The following is a 17,508-nucleotide window of genomic DNA, read 5'->3' on the forward strand; positions in this document are numbered from 1 at the left end:
GCACCGCGGGCATTTGGCCGAGCTCAGACGTCTCTGACCGGGAAAGCGCAGCTTACCGAACATCGCCAGCACGCCCATCGCGATCAGGAAAAGAGTGACAGCCTTGATGATCATGTCACATGCCGAAACGCGCGAAGGCCGCGCGCTCCTCGAGCATAGCCAGCGCGTCTTGGGCCATTTCCGCCCCGAAACGCGACCAGATCGGCCTGCGCAGGCCATAGCGGCGGAACCGGACCTTGTCGCCGAACAGCTCCTGCATCTTGGGTTTCAGATGCGCGATGCCGTCGATCAGGCCCAGATCCTGCGCGCGCCGCGCCAGCCAGACCTCGCCGGTGAACAGATCGGCCGTTTCATCCAACCGATCGCCCCGGCGGGCTTTGACATGCGCGATGAAGTTGTGATGGATATCCTCGAGCAGCCCCTTCAGCCGCGCGACATCCTCGGGCTTTTCCGGGGCGAAAGGGTCCAGCATGGATTTCGACTGACCCGCCGTATGTACGCGCCGCTCGATGCCCTGACGCGCGATGAAGACATGCGCACCGAACCCCGAGGAAATCACCCCGATCGACCCCAGAACCGAGCTGTCGTCGGCCCAGATCCGGTCCGCCGAGGCCGCCAGCCAATAGCCGCCTGAGGCCGCCACGTCCTCGACGAAGGCATGCACGGGCACGTTCAGCTCGTCGGCGAGCCGACGGATTCGCGCGCCGATCAGAGAACTTTGCACCGGAGATCCGCCGGGCGAGTTGATCTCGAGCGCGACGGCTGCGGGCTTGCCCTTGCGGAACGCCTTTTCCAGGACCGGCGCCAGCACGGTATCGCTCATCGAGGCGCGACCGGCCATGCCGATGGCGCCCGACAGACGGACCACGGCAACGACGGGGTGCTTTTTCAGAAACGGCAGGCTGAGTTTCATGGGTGCCGATGTAGAGTGCGCCCAACCCGTAAACAAGGGACCGGAACCGGCGGAAACGCGACGTGACTGAATTTCGCGGCCGTGATCGGCAAAAATGCAACGCCCTAGCTGCGGATGCGCCATCCGGTTTTGAAGATCCAGCCGATCACCGCAAGGCAGATGCCGGTAAAGGCGAGGATCGCCAGCAGGCTAAGCAGGATGGGCACGTCAGACAGCCCGTAGAACGACCAGCGAAAACCCGAAATCAAATAGACCACCGGATTGAACAGCGAGATCGTCTGCCACACCGGCGGCAGCATCGAGATCGAGTAGAACGTGCCGCCCAGAAAGATCAGCGGCGTCACCACCAGCTGCGGCACCAGCGACATCTGTTCGAAATTGCTGGCCCAGATACCCACGATGAAACCCAGCAGCGAAAAGCTGAGGCAGGACAGGATCAGGAAAGCGGCCATGGCAAAGGGGTGTTCAATGCGGATATCCACAAAGAAGGTCGCCGTGACCAGGATCACCAACCCCACGAACAGCGCCTTGGTGGCCGCCGCGCCGACATAGCCGATCACGATCTCGATGAAATTCACAGGGGCCGAAAGCAATTCATAGATCGTGCCCAGGAACTTGGGAAAATAGATGCCGAAGGACGCGTTCGAGATCGACAGCATCACCACCGACAGCATGATCAGCCCCGGCACGATGAAGGCGCCGTAGGATACGCCCTCGATCTCCTGGATCCGGCTGCCGATGGCGGTTCCGAACACCACGAAATAGAGCGAGGTGGACAGGACCGGCGACAGAAAGCTCTGCGCGAGGGTGCGGAAGAACCGGGCCATTTCGAACCGGTAGATGGCGGCGATGGCAGTCCAGTTCATGCGACGTCTCCGGACACGAGCGTGACGAATATCTCCTCGAGGCTCGATTGCCGGGTCTGCACGTCGCGAAGTATCAGCCCGGCCTCGGCCACGTCGTTCAACAGGGTGGTGATGCCGGTGCGTTCGGCATTGGTGTCATAGGTATAGATCAGCGCATCCCCCTGCCCGTTCAGCACCAGGTTGTGATGGGCCAATCTGTCGGGAATGGACGGGATCGTGCAGGTCAGCATGACCTCGATCTGCTTCTTGCCCATCTGCGCCATCAACGTCTTCTTGTCCTGAACCAGCAGCAGCTCACCCTTGTCGATCACGCCCACGCGGTCGGCGATGGCCTCCGCCTCTTCGATGTAGTGCGTGGTCAGAATGATTGTGACGCCGGCGGCCTTCAGCTCGTCGACGATGGCCCACATGTCCTTGCGCAGCTCGACATCCACGCCGGCAGTGGGTTCATCCAGAAACAACACTCGCGGCTCGTGCGCCAGCGCCTTGGCGATCAGCACCCGCCGCTTCATGCCGCCCGATAGTTCCTTGATCGCGTTCTTGCGCTTGTCCCACAGCGACAGCTTGCGCAGGATCTCCTCGATCCGGGCGCTGTCTTGGCCCAGGCCGAACAACCCGCGGGAAAAGCGCACGGTGTTCCAGACCTTCTCGAACGGCTCCAGCGCGATTTCCTGCGGCACAAGGCCGATCATCCGACGCGCGGCCCGGAAATCGGCCTGAATGTCGTGCCCGCCCACGGTGACGGTGCCAGAGGTCGGCGTGGTGATCCCGCAGATGGTCGAGATCAGCGTGGTCTTGCCGGCGCCGTTGGGCCCCAGAAGGGCCAGAATTTCGCCCTGCCGGATGTCCAGCGACACGCCCTTGAGCGCCTCGAAACCGTCATCATAGGTTTTGCGCAGATCCTTGATCGAAAGAATGGTCGTCATGCGTCTTTCCCGTTCCGGCGCAGACCCTAGCGCGCCGATCCTGTCCGGAACAGGCCAAATCCGCACAAGGGCATGCGCATCCGTGCAGACCTAGTCGCGCCCGGTCAGGCGGCCCAACCACCCTTTCTTTTCGGGTTCCGCCTCGGGGTCGGCACTCTCGTCCGGCTGGGCGGGGCCTTCGAAATGCTCCTGCAGGTTGGCGAAGAACTGGTCGGCCATCTTCTTGGCAAAGCCGTCGATCAGGCGGCTGCCCAATTGCGCCAGCTTGCCGCCGACCTTGGCCTCGACGTCATAGGACAGAACGGTTCCGCCGCTGTCACTGGACGCGAATGTCACCGTTGCGCCGCCCTTGGCAAAGCCCGCAGCCCCGCCTTTGCCTTCCCCCTCGATGGTCAGGCGCTGCCCCTCGACCATGCCCGACATGGTCACCGTCCCTTTGAAAGTCGCTTTCACCGGGCCGACCTTCTGCACCACGGTGGTCTCGTACCCGTCGGTCGGATTGCCGTTGACCTCTTGCGCGCCGGGGACGCAGGCTTTCAGGACCTCGGGGTCCAGCAGAGCCGCAAAGACATCCGCAGGCGCCGCCTGAATCTCGCGCGTGTCACTCATCTGCATGGGTGCGCCCCCTTTCCTGCCTGGCATGGTTCCCAAAAGACCTAGCCCCGAAAGACGGTAGCTTGCAACAGCCATCATGCGCGGGTGGCGCGGTGCGCCTGCCGCAGGTCGACCTGTGCCTGCAATTCGGCAACCCGCTTCTGGACCAGATCGACATGCAGCCGCGCGTCATACTGGCCCTGCCGGTAAGCGGCCGGCAATCGAAGCTCGGCCAGCCGTTCATCCAGTTCGTGCAGACGCGCCTGCATGTCCCCAAGCTGATCCGGCGACGGGTCGGCGGCAAGCTCAAGCTCGATCTGCCGGATTTCGGGGTAATGCTGCCAGACACGCCACCGTTGCAGATAGGCATAGGCCTTGGGCAGTACACGCACCAAAGGCACCACGATGAAAAAGAATGGCAGAAACAGCAGCAACACGCGGTTGACCTGGGCCGCGATCCAATAGGGCAGAAGATTGTGCCACGTGCTGGGGCCTTCGTCGATCAACCTTCGCGCGGCACTGCTGACCGGCAGGCCCGTTCCTTCGACTCCCGGAAATTCTCCTGCATCGGTGATGATGCCCCGCGCCCGATGCAACTCGATCGCGGCCATCGTCAGACGGTTGACCAGGGCGGGATGAATGTCGGCCTGCACGACCAATCGCGCTTGCAGCGCGATCAACTTGACCGGCCGCGGCGGCAGGACCGGATCCAGTGACATTCCGCCGGCCGGAACCGTGACCACCGTCGCATAGGACAACCGGCGCGAGATCGCCTCGACATGCTCCAGTTCGAGCACCTTCAGCCCCGGCTCCTGATAGGCCGCCAGCAGGTAGGGCGCCTCGATCGGGGCAACGAAGACCGCGATATCCAACCTGTTGTCCAGCAAGGCCTCGGCAGCCTGATCATAATCGAGCGACACATGGATGTTGTCCGCCTCGGACAGGCCGACTACACGCTCAAAATCGCGAAATGCATCGGCCGTGCCCGACCCGTCCGCGCCACGGTTGATACTAAGGTCTCGCCAAAGCGCCGGGTTGCTGGGAATACTGGCATCCGCGCGCGTCATGAATATCATCGGTTCGTAGAAAACCGTTCCGATTGCTTCGACCTTGTCGGGATCGGCCACGATGCCGCCTTGCAGCAGCGCGGCATTTGCCTCGCCGCTTTCGATCAGACGGGCATTCTCGACCGAACCCGCAGTTTCCAGAATCTCCACCCGGATCTCGTCACGCGCCAGAATCTCGGCATAGTCCTGCGCGATCTGCTCATAGGCCCCGCCGCTCGGGCCTCCGGCCATCCGCAGGCTGCCCGGAGGGTGCAGATGCAGGACGATCGCGGTCAATGCCGCCGCCACCAGCGCCGCGCCGATCATGATCCAAAGCCGCATTCCAGCCCTCGCTCCACATCCCGCCGAAAACGCTAGGCCAGCCGACCCTGGCTTGCAAGCGCCCCGAAGACCGGGCCGTTCATCGGTTTTTTCACCCGACGCCACGTTTTCGGCACCCAGCCCTTGCATTCGCATGGCCAAGCCGAAAGCATCGCGAACCGGGAGGATACATATGCTCAACGGATTCCGCGTCGTCGAAATCGAGGGGCTTGGCCCCGGCCCGTTCGCCGCCATGCTGCTGGCGGATCTGGCGGCCGATGTCGTGACCATCCACCGCAAGGGGGGTGCCGTCACACCGGGCATGCCGGACCGATCCGTGCTGGACCGGGGCAAACGCTCGATCGCGCTCGACCTCAAGGACCCCGACGACCTCGAAACCGCCCGGCGCCTGATCGCATCCGCCGATGCGTTGATCGAGGGCTTCCGGCCCGGCGTAATGGAGAAGCTGGGCTTGGGGCCCGATACCTGCCACGCTCTGAACCCGGCGCTGGTCTATGGCCGCATGACTGGCTGGGGCCAGGACAGCCCGCTTTCCGACACCGCAGGACATGATCTGAACTACATCGCCCTGTCCGGAGCGCTCTGGTACGGCTCACCACCCGGCATCGAGCCGATGACCCCGGCCACGCTGGTCGGCGATATCGGCGGCGGCGCGATGTATTTGGTCACCGGCATACTGGCCGGGCTGCTGAACGCGCGCGCAACCGGCACGGGCACGGTCGTCGACGCCGCCATCTACGACGGGTCCGCGCATATGATGAACCTGCTGATGAGCCTGGGCCAGACCGGCAACCTGTCCGACACGCGCGGCCAAAGCCTGTTGGACGGCCCGCATTGGAGCCGCACCTACACCTGCGCGGATGGCGGCTTTGTTTCGGTCCAATGCCTCGAACCGAAATTCTATGCCCAATTCCTGGAAATCCTGGGCCTGTCCCACGACCCAGCATTCCAGCAACAATACGACAGCACACGCTGGCCAGACCTGACCCGGCATCTGGCGGAAATCTTCGCAACCAAACCGCGCGACCATTGGGCCGAACTGTTTGAAGGCTCAGACGCCTGCGTCGCCCCGGTGCTCAGCCCCGACGAGGCCGCAACCCATCCGATGAATACTGCCCGCCAAACCTGGCGCGCGGCAGACGGCACCTTGCAGGCCGCCGCCGCCCCGCGCTTCTCCACCCATCAATGGCAGCCGAAACCTAGCCCGGCCCGCGGCCAACACACGACCGAAATCCTGATCGAACTCCAAGGCTCCCAAAAGACCTGACACACCCTTCATCTGGCCGAAAGTATCCCGGGGGTGAATTGGCCAACGGCCAAGAGGGGGCTGGCCCCCTCGCACGCTGCCTACCCGCTGCGCACCGTGTCGATCATCAACTGCACATTTTCCGGGTCGGCATCCGGTGTTATCCCGTGACCCAGGTTGAAAATATGCGGCCCCTTGGAAAAGGCGCGCACAATGCGACGGGTCTCATCCACCAGCGCTTGCCCGCCGGTGACCATGTGCGACGAGGCCAGGTTGCCTTGCACGCAGCCATCTACCTGCACCTGTTCGGCCGCCCATTCCGGCGCAACCGAGTTGTCCAGCGCCACGCAATCGACGCCGGTGGCCTTCGCGAAACCGACATAACCCTCGCCCGCCTCACGCGGGAAACCGATAACCGGAATGCCCGGGTGGCGTTCCTTGAGCGCCTCGGTGATGATCCGGCACGGCTCGACCGCGTATTTGGTGAAAGCCTCACCTTTCAGCGACCCGGCCCAGCTGTCGAAAATCTTGACCACCTCGGCCCCCGCTTCGATCTGAGCCGACAGATATTCGATCGTGGCCGCCGTGATCCGGTCCATCAACGCCTCGAACAGCGCGGTGTTTTCCTCACGCAGGGCGTGGGCGGGGCCCTGATCAGGGGTGCCACGCCCGGCGATCATATAGGTCGCAACGGTCCACGGGGCGCCGGCAAAGCCGATCAGCGTCGTCTCGGACGGCAGTTCGCGCGACAGGATACGCACGGTTTCATAGACGGGCGACAGGGTTTCGTGGATCGTATCAACGGGTTTCAAGGCGTCGAAATCCGATTGCTGCGTGATCGTCGACAGGCCCGGCCCTTCACCGGTGACGAACCAAAGATCGGCGCCCAGCGCCTGCGGCACCAGAAGGATGTCGGCAAAAAGGATCGCGGCATCGAACCCATAGCGGCGGATCGGCTGCAGCGTCACCTCGGCCGCCAGATCGGGGGTGTAGCACAGCGACAGGAAATCGCCCGCCTGTTCCCGCGTCGCGCGGTATTCGGGCAGATAGCGTCCGGCCTGTCGCATCATCCAGATCGGCGGCGTGTCCAGTACCTCGCCCGCCAGCGCCCGCAGCAGTTTCTTGTTCTCGGCCATGTCAGCCCCCACTATTCCGGTTCGCGCAACGGGTCCGCCTTCAGCGGCAAAATGTCAAGCGTGGCCCCCATTGTCAGGGCAATGTGACGCGACTAAAGCTGTGCCCATGACTTTGACCCTGCCCACCCCCGCATCGCCGCTGAAGATCGGCACCCGTGGTTCGCCGCTGGCGCTGGCCCAGGCCCATGAAACCCGTCAGCGGCTGTGCGATGCCTTCGACCTGCCCGAACAGGCATTCGAGATCGTGGTGATCAAGACCACTGGCGACAACCGCGCCATGATCGACGCGGACCGCCCATTGAAAGAGATCGGAAACAAGGGCCTGTTCACCAAGGAAATCGAAGAGGCGATGCTGGGTGGGGACATCGACATCGCCGTGCACTCGACCAAGGACATGCCCGTCGAACAGCCGCAGGGGCTGGTGCTAGACACGTTCCTGCCGCGCGAGGACGTGCGCGATGCCTTCATCTCGCCTCGCCTCAGCTCGATCCTTGACCTGCCCGAGGGCGCGGTCGTCGGCACCTCGTCGCTGCGGCGGCGGGCACAATTGTTGCACCGCCGACCCGATCTGAACGTGGTCGAATTCCGGGGCAACGTGCAGACCCGGCTGAAGAAGCTGGCCGATGGTGTGGCCCAATGCACGTTCCTGGCCATGGCCGGCCTCCGCCGCCTGAACATGCAGGACGTGCCTGCCACCGCGATCTCGCCGGATGACATGCTGCCGGCCATCGCGCAAGGCACGATCGGCATCGAACGCCGCGCGGACGACAGCCGGGCCGCCGCAATGCTGGAGGCCATCCATCACGCGGAAACCGCCCAACGCCTGACGGCGGAACGCGCCTTGCTGGCCGCCCTGGACGGGTCCTGCGAAACGCCGATCGCCGGCTTGGCCGAGATAGCGGATGGCCAGCTGCGTCTGCGCGGCGAAGTCCTGCGCCCCGACGGCTCCGAATCGATCTCCGATACTTTGACCGGCGCCATCGAAGACGCTTTAGAGATGGGCCGCGCCATGGCAACCAGATTGCTTCGGCAAGCAGGGCCGGGCTTTTTCGATTGGCGCAAAATTTAGAAAAATTTCGGGAATGTGAACTGCTTCACTGTCGCGGAAGTTGATCCCCGGCATAACTGGTATACCGGATCGGGCAAGTCGCTGGTCTCGAATGTATCGAAGATTTTATTTCGTATTCTTTGTAGTTGGTATTCGAGGGGGCGAGACCGGATTGACGGCCTGATCGAGACGGACCGTTGCCAAAATGCTGGCAGCGGTCCGTCGACGACCGCACCAAAGGTACGACCAAATTGGTAACTGGTCGCAGACGGGAAACCTGGGCCGAATCGACCTCATCCGTCGCGCCTGTGTTTGACGTGGTTGAACTTTGCGGAGGAACGTTTTGCCATTGCGTGCAGCTTGTCCTCGTTCCGTCCGCCTTTTGGTTGGAGCAATCGCGGAAACAGACATCGTGCTCGCAACCTCTCAGCAACTGTTTCTGTTCGCGATTCATCCCTAACAAGCCAATGAGATGACACGAGTCATCCCGTCGAGTTTCTAACGTTCACAAAAAATGGATCTTTGCTGGAAAATCGCCTTGTATCCGGGTGTCGGGCAAGGATATACCCGCCAACGGAGACGTGGCCGAGTGGTCGAAGGCGCTCCCCTGCTAAGGGAGTAGGCGGGAAACCGTCTCGAGGGTTCGAATCCCTTCGTCTCCGCCACCCATCCTCACATTGAGATTTTCTCAAGCCTTTGTCTTTGAGTGTTTTTTTGCCATTCCGCAAAATAGCCCGCTCTACTTTGGCCAATTCTGCTATACAAATCGCTTTACATTTTTCTTTACATTGCTTGCCAGGCAGTGAAGTGACAATGGCTATCAAAACCAGGGAAAAAAGCCTTCTCTATACAAAGGGGTACTAGCAACTGGAAAAGCGTTTTTACAGTAAGTTCAAACCAAGGTTTTCTGTTTCAACGAAGCATTGTCTTGCTGAGGTGCTCCCCGTTACGTCCGTGTCAGAGAATTTCATCCTCATCGAACATCGGGTCGTCTTCCAATTGCGCGCTGAGGTCTTCTACCGACTCGCCGGCCTGCTCAACTGACTCAACACGGCCAAGGTGGAACACGGCGTCGCCTTCGTTGACCACGGGCATCACTGCCCGGCCGACAACCAGCCCGTCGAACGGGGCAAGTATTTCCATCTCCTGCTCTCCGAACGGGTCCGAGACCGACCCCATCAGGTCGCCCTTGCGCACCAGTTCACCGTCGGCTTTGTAGACGCGAAGGACGCCCCCCATCGGTGCGCGCAGCCATTTGCTGGAGTTGCAGAAATGCGGCTTTGCCTTGGGTTTTGAGATGCCTTTTACAGGAACCATCTTCATGTGCCGCATCACGCGCAGGATACCCGCGAGCCCCGCCCGTATCGACAGCTCGTCGAACCGCAGGCCTTCGCCAGCCTCGTAGAGCAGAACATCCGTTCCGGCGTCCTTGGCGGCGGCGCGCAGTGAACCATCGCGCAACGGTGATTTCATGACGATTGGCGCACCGAAAACCTCGGCCAGTTCCTTGGTGCGGGGGTTGTCCGGCGAGATCCGGATCTGCGGGTAATTCGTCCGATGGATCGCGGCCGAGTGCAGGTCGATCCCCAGATCGGATCGCGCCACGATCTCGGTCATGAAAAGATGCGCCAGCCGGGACGCAAGCGATCCGTGTTCGCTGCCTGGAAAGACGCGGTTCAAGTCACGCCGGTCGGGCAGGTAGCGGGAATGGCTGATGAACCCGAATGTGTTGACGATCGGTACCGCGATCAGCGTGCCCTTGAGCGTGGACAGGTTGGGCGCGCGCAGCAGGCGGCGGATGATCTCGACGCCGATCACCTCGTCACCATGCACGCCACCGCTGACGAACAGCGTCGGGCCATCATGCCGGCCATGCACGACATGGGCCGACATGGTGACCGGCGTGTGATCCGACAGCACGCTGACCGGCAGATCCACGGTGAGCCGGGACCCCGGCGCCACCTTGGTTTTTCCGATCGTGAAATGAGGCCGCGTCTTCATGGATCAGCCTTTGCCTTTGGTTTTGGTCGCCCCGGCCTTGGCGTTCTTTTCAAGGAACTCGATCATCTTGCCGGCGATGTCCAGGCCGGTCGCCTTTTCAACGCCCTCCAGGCCGGGCGACGAGTTGACCTCCATCACCACCGGGCCGTGATTGGCGCGCAGCATGTCCACGCCGCAGGCGTTCAGACCCATGGTCTTGGCGGCGCGCACGGCCGTGGCGCGCTCCTCGGGTGTCAGCTTGACCACCTGCGCCGATCCGCCTCGGTGCAGGTTCGAGCGGAAGTCGCCCTCGGCCCCGGTGCGCTTCATGGCGGCCACCACCTTGCCACCGATCACGATGGCACGAATATCGGTTCCGCCGGCCTCTTTGATGAATTCCTGCAGCATGATGTTCACGCCGGCGCCGCGAAACGCCTCGACCACGGATTTCGCCGACCGGTTGGTATCGGCCAGAACCACGCCGATGCCCTGGGTGCCTTCCAGCAGCTTGATCACGATCGGCGCGCCGCCGGCCAGCTTCAGCACTTCTTCGGTCTGCTTCGGATCATGGGCGAAGGTGGTGACAGGCAGCCCGATACCGTCGCGCGCCAGCAGCTGCATCGAGCGCAGCTTGTCCCGCGACCGTCCGATCGCCACGCTTTCGTTCAACGGGTAGACGCCCATCATCTCGAACTGACGCAGCACGGCCGTGCCGTAGAACGTGACCGAGGCCCCGATCCGCGGGATCACCGCGTCATAGCCCGTGAGCTTCTGCCCGTTGTAGTAGATCTCGGGGCGGCGGCTGGCGATGTTCATGTAGCATCGCAGCGTGTCGATGATGTCCAACTCGTGCCCGCGCTCTTCGGCGGCGGCCTTTAGACGCTGGTGGGTATACAGTTTGGCATTGCGCGCCAGCATGGCAATTTTCATTGGCTTACCTTTACTCTGCGTTTCCTGGGTTTCTTGCGCAGCAGGTGCGCGCGATTGGTGTGCACGGCGATGGAATGTTGTTTCAGCGCCGCGCGGCCGACGATCATTTGAAACTTCATGTTGCTGCGGTCGGTCAAAGACACATCCAGCGGCCAGGTTTCATCGCCGACCCTGATGGTCGTCCGGATGACGATCCGGTTCTCGGGCACCCCGCTTGTGTTCTTGATGTCCCTCCTTTCCTTGATGGGCGCTTCGATCTTTACGAGGCCGTCGCCGGCCGTGTCCTCGGTCAGAAACGAAACCCATTGATGGCCGTCGCGCAGAAACCGTTTGATCTCCATCGCGTGCAGGGCCGAGGTCAGCGCCCCGGTGTCGATCTTGGCCTTGATGTTGTTCAGCGGCAGGTCGGGTAGATCGACGTATTCCATCCAACCTATGATCCGCGTCGTATTGTCCATGGTCCCGTCCTGTTTCTGTTTCATGTGTCACACCAACCACGGCATCAGCAATGTCGCCAGGCTGAGCACGAAGAAGAACCCGGCCATGTCGGTGATCGTGGTCAGCAGCGGCCCGCTGGCGGCGGCCGGGTCCTGACCCAGACGCTTGAGCAGCAACGGGACCACGCCGCCGATCGACACGGCCAGCATCGTGTTCAGGGCCAGCGCAACGCCGATCACGATACCCAGCGCAGGGTTGCCCTTCCATAGCCACGCGACCACCCCGATCAGGATCCCCAGCGCGATTCCGTTGATGACCCCGACCGAGATTTCCTTGACCCAGACCCTGAATGCATCCATCGGGCGCACCAGGCCAAGGCTGAGTTCGCGCATGGTGACGCCCACCGCCTGGTTGCCGGAACACCCACTCATGTCGGAAACCATCGGCAGGAAGATGGCCAGCGCGATGACGGCCGCCAAAGTTTCCTCATAGGCCGAGATCACGCTGGCCGCGATGATGTTCAGCCCGATATTCGCGGTCAGCCATGCCAGACGGCGGCGCGACCGCAGCATCAGCGGCATCGAGCGCAGCTCGTCGCCCACCACACCCTGACGCTTCAGGCTTTCGCTTTCCGACCGTTCGCGGATCGCGTCGGCCACCGCCGTCCGCGACACCACCCCGATCAGAACGCCGTTTTCGTCGACGACCGGCACGCCCAGGAACGGGTGTTCGTCAAACACGTCCTCAAGTTGGTCCAGCGGTGCATCCACGGGAACCGTCAAGGGCGGCACCATGATCGTGGTCAGTTTGTCGCTGCGCTTCGCCGTCAGCAGGCTGCGCAGCGAGACCACACCGACCGCGCGCCCATCCGCATCGACGATATATGGGTGCTGACCACGATACCGCTCGAAATCCTCATCGTCCGATGCCAACTCGCGCAGAACGTTGCCGACGGTCTGATCGTCGCGGAACTTGAACACCTCGGACATCATGAGGCCGCCCGCGGTGTCGTCGTCATAGGCGCTCAGGCGACGGACATCGGCGGCCTCTTCCTCGTCCATTTCGGACAGGATGGCCTCGGCGTCCTCTTCTTCCAGTTCGCCGATCACGTCGGCCTGGATGTCGGAATCCAGCTGCTCGATGATCTCGGCCGCACGATCCGGTTCCAGCCGTTCGACCAGTTCGACGGCCATCTCGTTGGGGGCTTCCTCGATCAGGTCGGCTGCCAGTTCGACCGGTAGGATCTGCAGAACCGTATCCCGCTCCACAGGCGTCAGCTGCAACAGCTCGCGCAGCGCCTCGCTGCTGGTCAGCGGGTCCAGCAAGGCAACAAGATCTTCGGCGCGCGCGTCATCCGCCGCAGCCTTGATCCGCTGGGACAGATCTTCGGGTTCCAGAACGGTTTCTGTTGAATCGGTCATCGTCTCGTTGCCTCGCCTGTTGCGCCCGATGTATATTGGTGATAATTTTTTGTCTATAAGCAAAAAATTATGGCTGAATGGCATGAAGGAACTGGAACAGGTCGCAGAAAAGCTGGCTGAACTCTATGGGCGGGAATTCGGCGGAAAATCTTCGGGTCGATACCGGATTCCGCAAAAACTGCTGCGGGAGTTGTGCGGGCGTCGACGTCTTTACGAGGACGACGTGACGGCGTTGTCTCGCGCATTGCTCGAGAAGGGCTATATTCTGATTGATATGGACAGCTTTTTCGTGGTCATGAGTGCGAATTCGTTTGTCAACTACAGACGGGTGGGCAAGGACGTGTTGCACGGATCGGTTCCACCCGAATGACGGCGCAACCGTTTCAGGGCGGAACGATGAACACCGATGACCTGATTGCCTGTCCCGTGTGCGATGTGCTGCATCGTGACCGGGACGTGCCAAAGCACCGGATCGCCAGATGCGCGTGCTGCGACTCGGTGCTGGCCGCGCCCAAATCGGGTGCGATGACACGTGTCACAATGCTGTCGGTGACCGCGTTGATCCTGCTTGTGGCCGCGGCAGGCTTTCCGTTTCTTGAACTCAACGCGCAGGGGCTGTCGCATCGCGCGTCGGTGTACGATGCCGTTCTGGCATTCTCGCAGGGGCCGATGGCCATTTTGTCTTTTGCCACGGCCTTCCTGATCGTGTTGTTGCCGGCAGCTCGGTTCTGTGCGTTGATCTACACGCTGGCGCCGATGGCCTTGGGGTGGCGTCCCGCCAAACACGCGATGGAAGTCTATCGTTGGGCGGAATGGATCAAGCCCTGGGCCATGGCCGAGATCTTCATAATCGGGGTCGCGGTTGCGCTGGTCAAAGTGTCGGGCCTGGCCCGGGTCGATTTGGGGCCGGCGTTTTGGTCCTTTGCGGCGCTGCTGGTGGTCACGGTGATGACCGACAGCGCAATCTGCAGGATGACGGTTTGGAAAACACTGAAAACGCGCAGCGATTCCTGACCGCCAGCCGCGCCGGGATGATCGGTTGCCGGATGTGCGGGGCCGTCAATCCCGGGGGCTCTGGGGTTTGCACCCTGTGCGGCAGCGCGATTGCACCGCCGGATCCGGCCAGCTTGCAAGCCGTTTGGGCCTGGCTGGCTGCCGGGTTGATTGCCTATGTCCCGGCCAATGTCTACCCGATGCTGCGCACGACCACGCTGGGGCACAGTTCGGAAAGCACGCTGATCGGCGGCATTGTCGAACTGTTTGCCCATGGCGCTTTCGGGGTCGGTTTCATCGTGTTTTTCGCCAGCATCTTCATCCCGATCGCAAAATTCGTGGCCATCGGATATCTGGCGATTTCGGTGCGCCGCCCGTCGACTCTGGACAGCCACAGCCGGCTGGTTCTGTTCGAGATTGTCGAGTTCATCGGCCGCTGGTCGATGATCGACGTGTTTGTCGTGGCGATCCTGACCGCGCTGGTCCAGCTTGACTTTGCAGCCAGCATCAGCCCCGGTATTGCCGCGGTAAGTTTCGCATTGTCGGTTGCTTTTACCATGCTGGCGGCCCAGAGTTTTGATCCGCGGCTAATTTGGGCCGCCAACAGCCGGAGCGCTGAATGACCCCCCCTGAACCTGCCGATCTGGATGTTGCGGAACCGCGCCCGTCGATGTGGCGCAACCTGTCGCCGATCTGGCTTGTGCCGCTGGTGGCCTTGCTGGTTTCGCTGGGCGTGGCGTGGAAATCCTATGCCGATCGCGGCGTCCTGATCGAGATTAATTTCGAAAACGCCTCGGGGATCACCCCGGATGACACAACCGTCCGCTATCGGGACGTGGTGATCGGCAAGGTCGAGGATGTGGGATTTGCCGATGACCTGTCGCGCGTGTCCGTATGGGCCCGCATCGACAAGGAGATTGCACCCTACCTTGACGAGGACGCGACCTTTTGGGTCGTGCGCCCCGAGGTCAGCGCGCGCGGCGTATCCGGCCTCAGCACCGTCTTGTCCGGCGTTTATATCGAAGGTGCTTGGGATCAGACCACCGGCAAGGCGCGCACCCGGTTCGAAGGTGCGGACAGCCCACCCCTGGCCCATCCCGGTCGGGCCGGCCGGCGGATCACGCTGCGCACCGAGGATGGCCGCATGGTCTCCGAAGGCGCCCCGGTCTTGTTTCGCGGGATCGAGGTCGGACGGCTGGAACGCCCGCGTCTGACGGTCAGTGGCGACAGCATCGTGGTCGACGCCTTCATCGAGGCCCCGCACGACCGCCGCATCAACTCGGCAACGCGGTTCTGGGATTCGTCCGGGTTTTCGGTCTCAATCGGGGCAGGTGGGCTGTCGCTGGACGTGGACAGCATCGCCTCGCTGGTTGCAGGCGGCATCGAATTCGACACGGTGTTCGAGGGCGGCAGGCCGGTCAGTTCCGGCGCGGTCTTCGACATCTACCCCGACGAAGCGTCTGCCCGACGCACGGCGTTCGCCCGGTCGCGATCCGGCGGGGTCGAGGTTGCCGTTGCCTTCGATGAATCCGTTGCCGGCCTGACCAATGGCGCCGCCGTCAAGCTGGGCGGGGTTACGGTAGGCGAGGTTGGCAGTGTCAACGCCGTAATCGAGAACGAAAGCGACGAAGCCGAGGTGCGGCTGGTCGTGAAGCTGTTGCTTGACCCCGCGCTGATGGGACTGCCGCAAGGTGCGGGCGGAGAGGAGGTTTTCGATTTTCTCGAACAGGCCGTCACCAACGGCATGCGGGCTCGTCTTGCCTCGTCCGGGTTGTTCAGTTCCGAGTTGTTCGTCGAACTGGTGACGCTGGAGGATGCGGATCCGGCGGAATTCCAGCGCGATTCCGAGCCGTTCCCGCTGCTGCCAAGCGCCCCGTCGGATTTGCCGGATTTCACGGCCACCGCAGAAGGGGCGTTGGAGCGGATCAGCAACCTGCCGATCGAGGAGTTGATTTCACAGGCCGTCGACACCTTGGCCGGCATCGAGGCGCTGGTTTCGGATGAAAACATCCGCCAGGCCCCACAGGCGGCGGTGGCGCTGTTGCAGGACACCCGCGCGCTCGTGTCGGATCCAGAGACGCAGGCCTTGCCGGCCGAGCTGCGGGCGGCGATTGCCGACCTGCGGTCCATAATGGCCGAACTGGAGCGGGGTCAGGCGGTCGCCAATCTGGCCTCTGCGCTGGAACAGGGCAGCAAGATCACGGCGAATCTGGCCGCGACCTCGGAAGAACTGCCCGCCCTGGTCGATGAATTCCGCACGCTCGCTGCCAAGGCCAACGCGCTGGAAGCCGAAGAGTTGATCCGGGCCGCCAATCAGTTGATGTCCAGTGCCGACGCTTTGATCGGAACCGATGACGCCCGTGCGCTCCCCGGGGCGATGGTTGAGGCGCTCGACGAGGTGCGGGCGACCCTGACCAGCCTGCGCGAGGGCGAAATGGTGGACAATGCCAACGCCGCGATGGCCTCGGCCCGCAGCGCCGCCGAAGCCGTTTCGGCGGCGACCGAGGATCTGCCGTCCCTAACCGCCCGGCTGGAGCGCCTGCTTGCCCAGTCCGAAGCCCTGCTGGCCGCTTACGGGGACAACTCGACGTTCAATACCGAGACGCTGAGCGTTCTGCGCGAGGTCAAGGCCGCCGCGCAGGCGGTGTCTTTGCTGGCCCGCAAGATCGAACGGAACCCGAATTCCCTGGTTTTTGGAAAATGACATGAAAAAAGCTGCGATACTGCTTTTGCCGATTGCCCTTTTGTCGGCCTGTTCAGGTGCAAACGATCCGCGCTACTTGATTGCGGCACCTCCTGGGGAGCGCACCGCCAACCTGCGGTCACGCACGATCGAGGTGAGACAGGTCTCGTTGCCGGCCTACGCCGCAGGATCGGATATCGTGGCGCAAGGCGAAGGTGGGGCACTGTTCACGCAAGATCGCGCTCAATGGGCCGATGATCCGGCGCGTGGCATGACTTCGGCCCTGGCACGCGGACTGAGCGAACGAACTGGCGCATCGGTCGCGGCCGAGCCCTGGCCGCTGAATACCGGCCCGGATGTCCGGCTGGATGTGCGTGTCGATCAGGCCTATGCCCGCGCCGACGGCAATTTCGAATTGTCGGGCCAATACGCGGTCTCATCACCTGAAGGAACCGTTCGCGAGTTCGTGCGGCGTTTCGATATCGTGACGCCGATTGCCGGATCCGGCGCGCCCGCCACGGCCGATGCGTTGGGCCGCGCGCTGGCCGAACTTTCCCGGCAAATATCGCAAGCGATGTGAGGGGAAGCGGCCGCCGACGGGCTTCGGAGCGGCTACCGCGATCCAGAAGTTCCTGGCGCACGATAGCCACGGCGCACCATGATGCGTGGGATCTACAAACCCTCGCGGGGGATGAGTGTCGGCTTCCAGAAATCTCCCAAAGAACTGGCATGGCGCTCGAGTACGACGCCACGCGCAGACTTTTGAGCAAAGCGCGCAAGCTTATGCGGCGAGCGCAAGCTTATGGGCGGTCATACATCACCTCAGAAATCCAGGTTCTCGACGCTCAGAGCGTTTTTCTGGATGAACTCGCGGCGCGGCTCAACAACGTCGCCCATCAGCTTGGTGAACAGGTCGTCCGCCTCGACCATGTCATCGACACGCACC

At 62.5% G+C, this 17,508-nt stretch carries 18 protein-coding genes and 1 tRNA gene; 8 read left to right on the plus strand and 11 right to left on the minus strand.

Going from position 1 to position 17,508, the window contains the following annotated elements; translation table 11 throughout:
* Positions 1-115 precede the first annotated feature (115 nt).
* The 5 genes from AC2FM3_RS11485 to AC2FM3_RS11505 all read right to left on the minus strand — a co-directional run bounded on the left by AC2FM3_RS11485 (position 116) and on the right by AC2FM3_RS11505 (position 4,687).
* On the minus strand, positions 116-913 hold the full coding sequence (locus tag AC2FM3_RS11485) for a S49 family peptidase (protein WP_496681844.1): 798 nt from the start codon (positions 911-913) through the stop codon (positions 116-118).
* 104 nt (positions 914-1,017) lie between these two features.
* Positions 1,018-1,779 (minus strand): ABC transporter permease, encoded by a 762-nt coding sequence (locus AC2FM3_RS11490; protein ID WP_496681845.1) that lies wholly within the window; start codon positions 1,777-1,779, stop codon positions 1,018-1,020.
* Positions 1,776-2,705, minus strand: a complete 930-nt coding sequence (locus AC2FM3_RS11495; protein ID WP_496681847.1) for an ABC transporter ATP-binding protein — start codon at positions 2,703-2,705, stop codon at positions 1,776-1,778. The genes AC2FM3_RS11490 and AC2FM3_RS11495 overlap by 4 nt, the downstream gene beginning before the upstream one ends.
* A 90-nt stretch (positions 2,706-2,795) precedes the next feature.
* Positions 2,796-3,320 (minus strand): SRPBCC family protein, encoded by a 525-nt coding sequence (locus AC2FM3_RS11500; protein ID WP_496681848.1) that lies wholly within the window; start codon positions 3,318-3,320, stop codon positions 2,796-2,798.
* Positions 3,321-3,394: 74 nt separating this feature from the next.
* Positions 3,395-4,687: a TAXI family TRAP transporter solute-binding subunit gene (locus AC2FM3_RS11505; RefSeq protein WP_496681850.1), complete on the minus strand. Its 1,293-nt coding sequence runs from the start codon at positions 4,685-4,687 to the stop codon at positions 3,395-3,397.
* 172 nt (positions 4,688-4,859) lie between these two features.
* Here AC2FM3_RS11505 and AC2FM3_RS11510 point away from each other — a divergent pair, with 172 nt between their 5' ends.
* Entirely contained in the window at positions 4,860-5,954 is a 1,095-nt protein-coding gene (locus tag AC2FM3_RS11510) for a CaiB/BaiF CoA transferase family protein (protein WP_496681853.1), read from the plus strand.
* A gap of 80 nt (positions 5,955-6,034) precedes the next feature.
* Here AC2FM3_RS11510 and hemE read toward each other — a convergent pair whose 3' ends face one another.
* Positions 6,035-7,069 (minus strand): uroporphyrinogen decarboxylase, encoded by a 1,035-nt coding sequence (gene hemE, locus AC2FM3_RS11515; protein ID WP_496681855.1) that lies wholly within the window; start codon positions 7,067-7,069, stop codon positions 6,035-6,037.
* A gap of 106 nt (positions 7,070-7,175) precedes the next feature.
* Between hemE and hemC the strand changes: the two genes are divergently transcribed.
* On the plus strand, positions 7,176-8,138 hold the full coding sequence (gene hemC, locus AC2FM3_RS11520; RefSeq protein ID WP_496681857.1) for a hydroxymethylbilane synthase: 963 nt from the start codon (positions 7,176-7,178) through the stop codon (positions 8,136-8,138).
* 554 nt (positions 8,139-8,692) lie between these two features.
* Positions 8,693-8,782 (plus strand) — tRNA-Ser (locus AC2FM3_RS11525).
* 292 nt (positions 8,783-9,074) lie between these two features.
* Here AC2FM3_RS11525 and AC2FM3_RS11530 read toward each other — a convergent pair.
* From AC2FM3_RS11530 to mgtE, 4 genes are read right to left on the minus strand one after another with little or no spacing between them, the layout of a single operon-like run.
* Complete coding sequence (locus AC2FM3_RS11530; RefSeq protein ID WP_496681859.1) at positions 9,075-10,118, minus strand: succinylglutamate desuccinylase/aspartoacylase family protein; 1,044 nt, start codon at positions 10,116-10,118, stop codon at positions 9,075-9,077.
* Positions 10,119-10,121: 3 nt separating this feature from the next.
* On the minus strand, positions 10,122-11,027 hold the full coding sequence (gene rimK, locus AC2FM3_RS11535) for a 30S ribosomal protein S6--L-glutamate ligase (protein ID WP_496681862.1): 906 nt from the start codon (positions 11,025-11,027) through the stop codon (positions 10,122-10,124).
* Positions 11,024-11,509: an ATP-dependent zinc protease family protein gene (locus AC2FM3_RS11540; protein WP_496681863.1), complete on the minus strand. Its 486-nt coding sequence runs from the start codon at positions 11,507-11,509 to the stop codon at positions 11,024-11,026. Before AC2FM3_RS11540 ends, rimK begins: the two co-directional genes overlap by 4 nt.
* A gap of 3 nt (positions 11,510-11,512) precedes the next feature.
* Positions 11,513-12,886: a magnesium transporter gene (gene mgtE / locus AC2FM3_RS11545; RefSeq protein WP_496681865.1), complete on the minus strand. Its 1,374-nt coding sequence runs from the start codon at positions 12,884-12,886 to the stop codon at positions 11,513-11,515.
* Positions 12,887-12,968: 82 nt separating this feature from the next.
* Here mgtE and AC2FM3_RS11550 point away from each other — a divergent pair, with 82 nt between their 5' ends.
* The 5 genes from AC2FM3_RS11550 to AC2FM3_RS11570 are packed head-to-tail and all read left to right on the plus strand — an operon-like array spanning position 12,969 to position 17,142.
* Complete coding sequence (locus tag AC2FM3_RS11550) at positions 12,969-13,256, plus strand: hypothetical protein (RefSeq protein WP_496681867.1); 288 nt, start codon at positions 12,969-12,971, stop codon at positions 13,254-13,256.
* 26 nt (positions 13,257-13,282) lie between these two features.
* Positions 13,283-13,900 (plus strand): paraquat-inducible protein A, encoded by a 618-nt coding sequence (locus AC2FM3_RS11555; RefSeq protein ID WP_496681868.1) that lies wholly within the window; start codon positions 13,283-13,285, stop codon positions 13,898-13,900.
* Entirely contained in the window at positions 13,867-14,502 is a 636-nt protein-coding gene (locus tag AC2FM3_RS11560) for a paraquat-inducible protein A (protein ID WP_496681870.1), read from the plus strand. Before AC2FM3_RS11555 ends, AC2FM3_RS11560 begins: the two co-directional genes overlap by 34 nt.
* A complete protein-coding gene (locus tag AC2FM3_RS11565) occupies positions 14,499-16,583 on the plus strand; it encodes an MlaD family protein (protein ID WP_496681872.1) in 2,085 nt (694 codons plus the stop codon). The genes AC2FM3_RS11560 and AC2FM3_RS11565 overlap by 4 nt, the downstream gene beginning before the upstream one ends.
* A 1-nt stretch (position 16,584) precedes the next feature.
* Positions 16,585-17,142, plus strand: a complete 558-nt coding sequence (locus AC2FM3_RS11570; RefSeq protein WP_496681874.1) for a PqiC family protein — start codon at positions 16,585-16,587, stop codon at positions 17,140-17,142.
* A 242-nt stretch (positions 17,143-17,384) separates the two neighbouring features.
* Here AC2FM3_RS11570 and AC2FM3_RS11575 read toward each other — a convergent pair.
* A partial coding sequence (locus tag AC2FM3_RS11575; RefSeq protein WP_496681876.1) for a hypothetical protein occupies positions 17,385-17,508 on the minus strand: 124 nt, incomplete at its 5' end.

The sequence above is a fragment of the Ruegeria sp. BHSB172 genome (assembly GCF_059613165.1).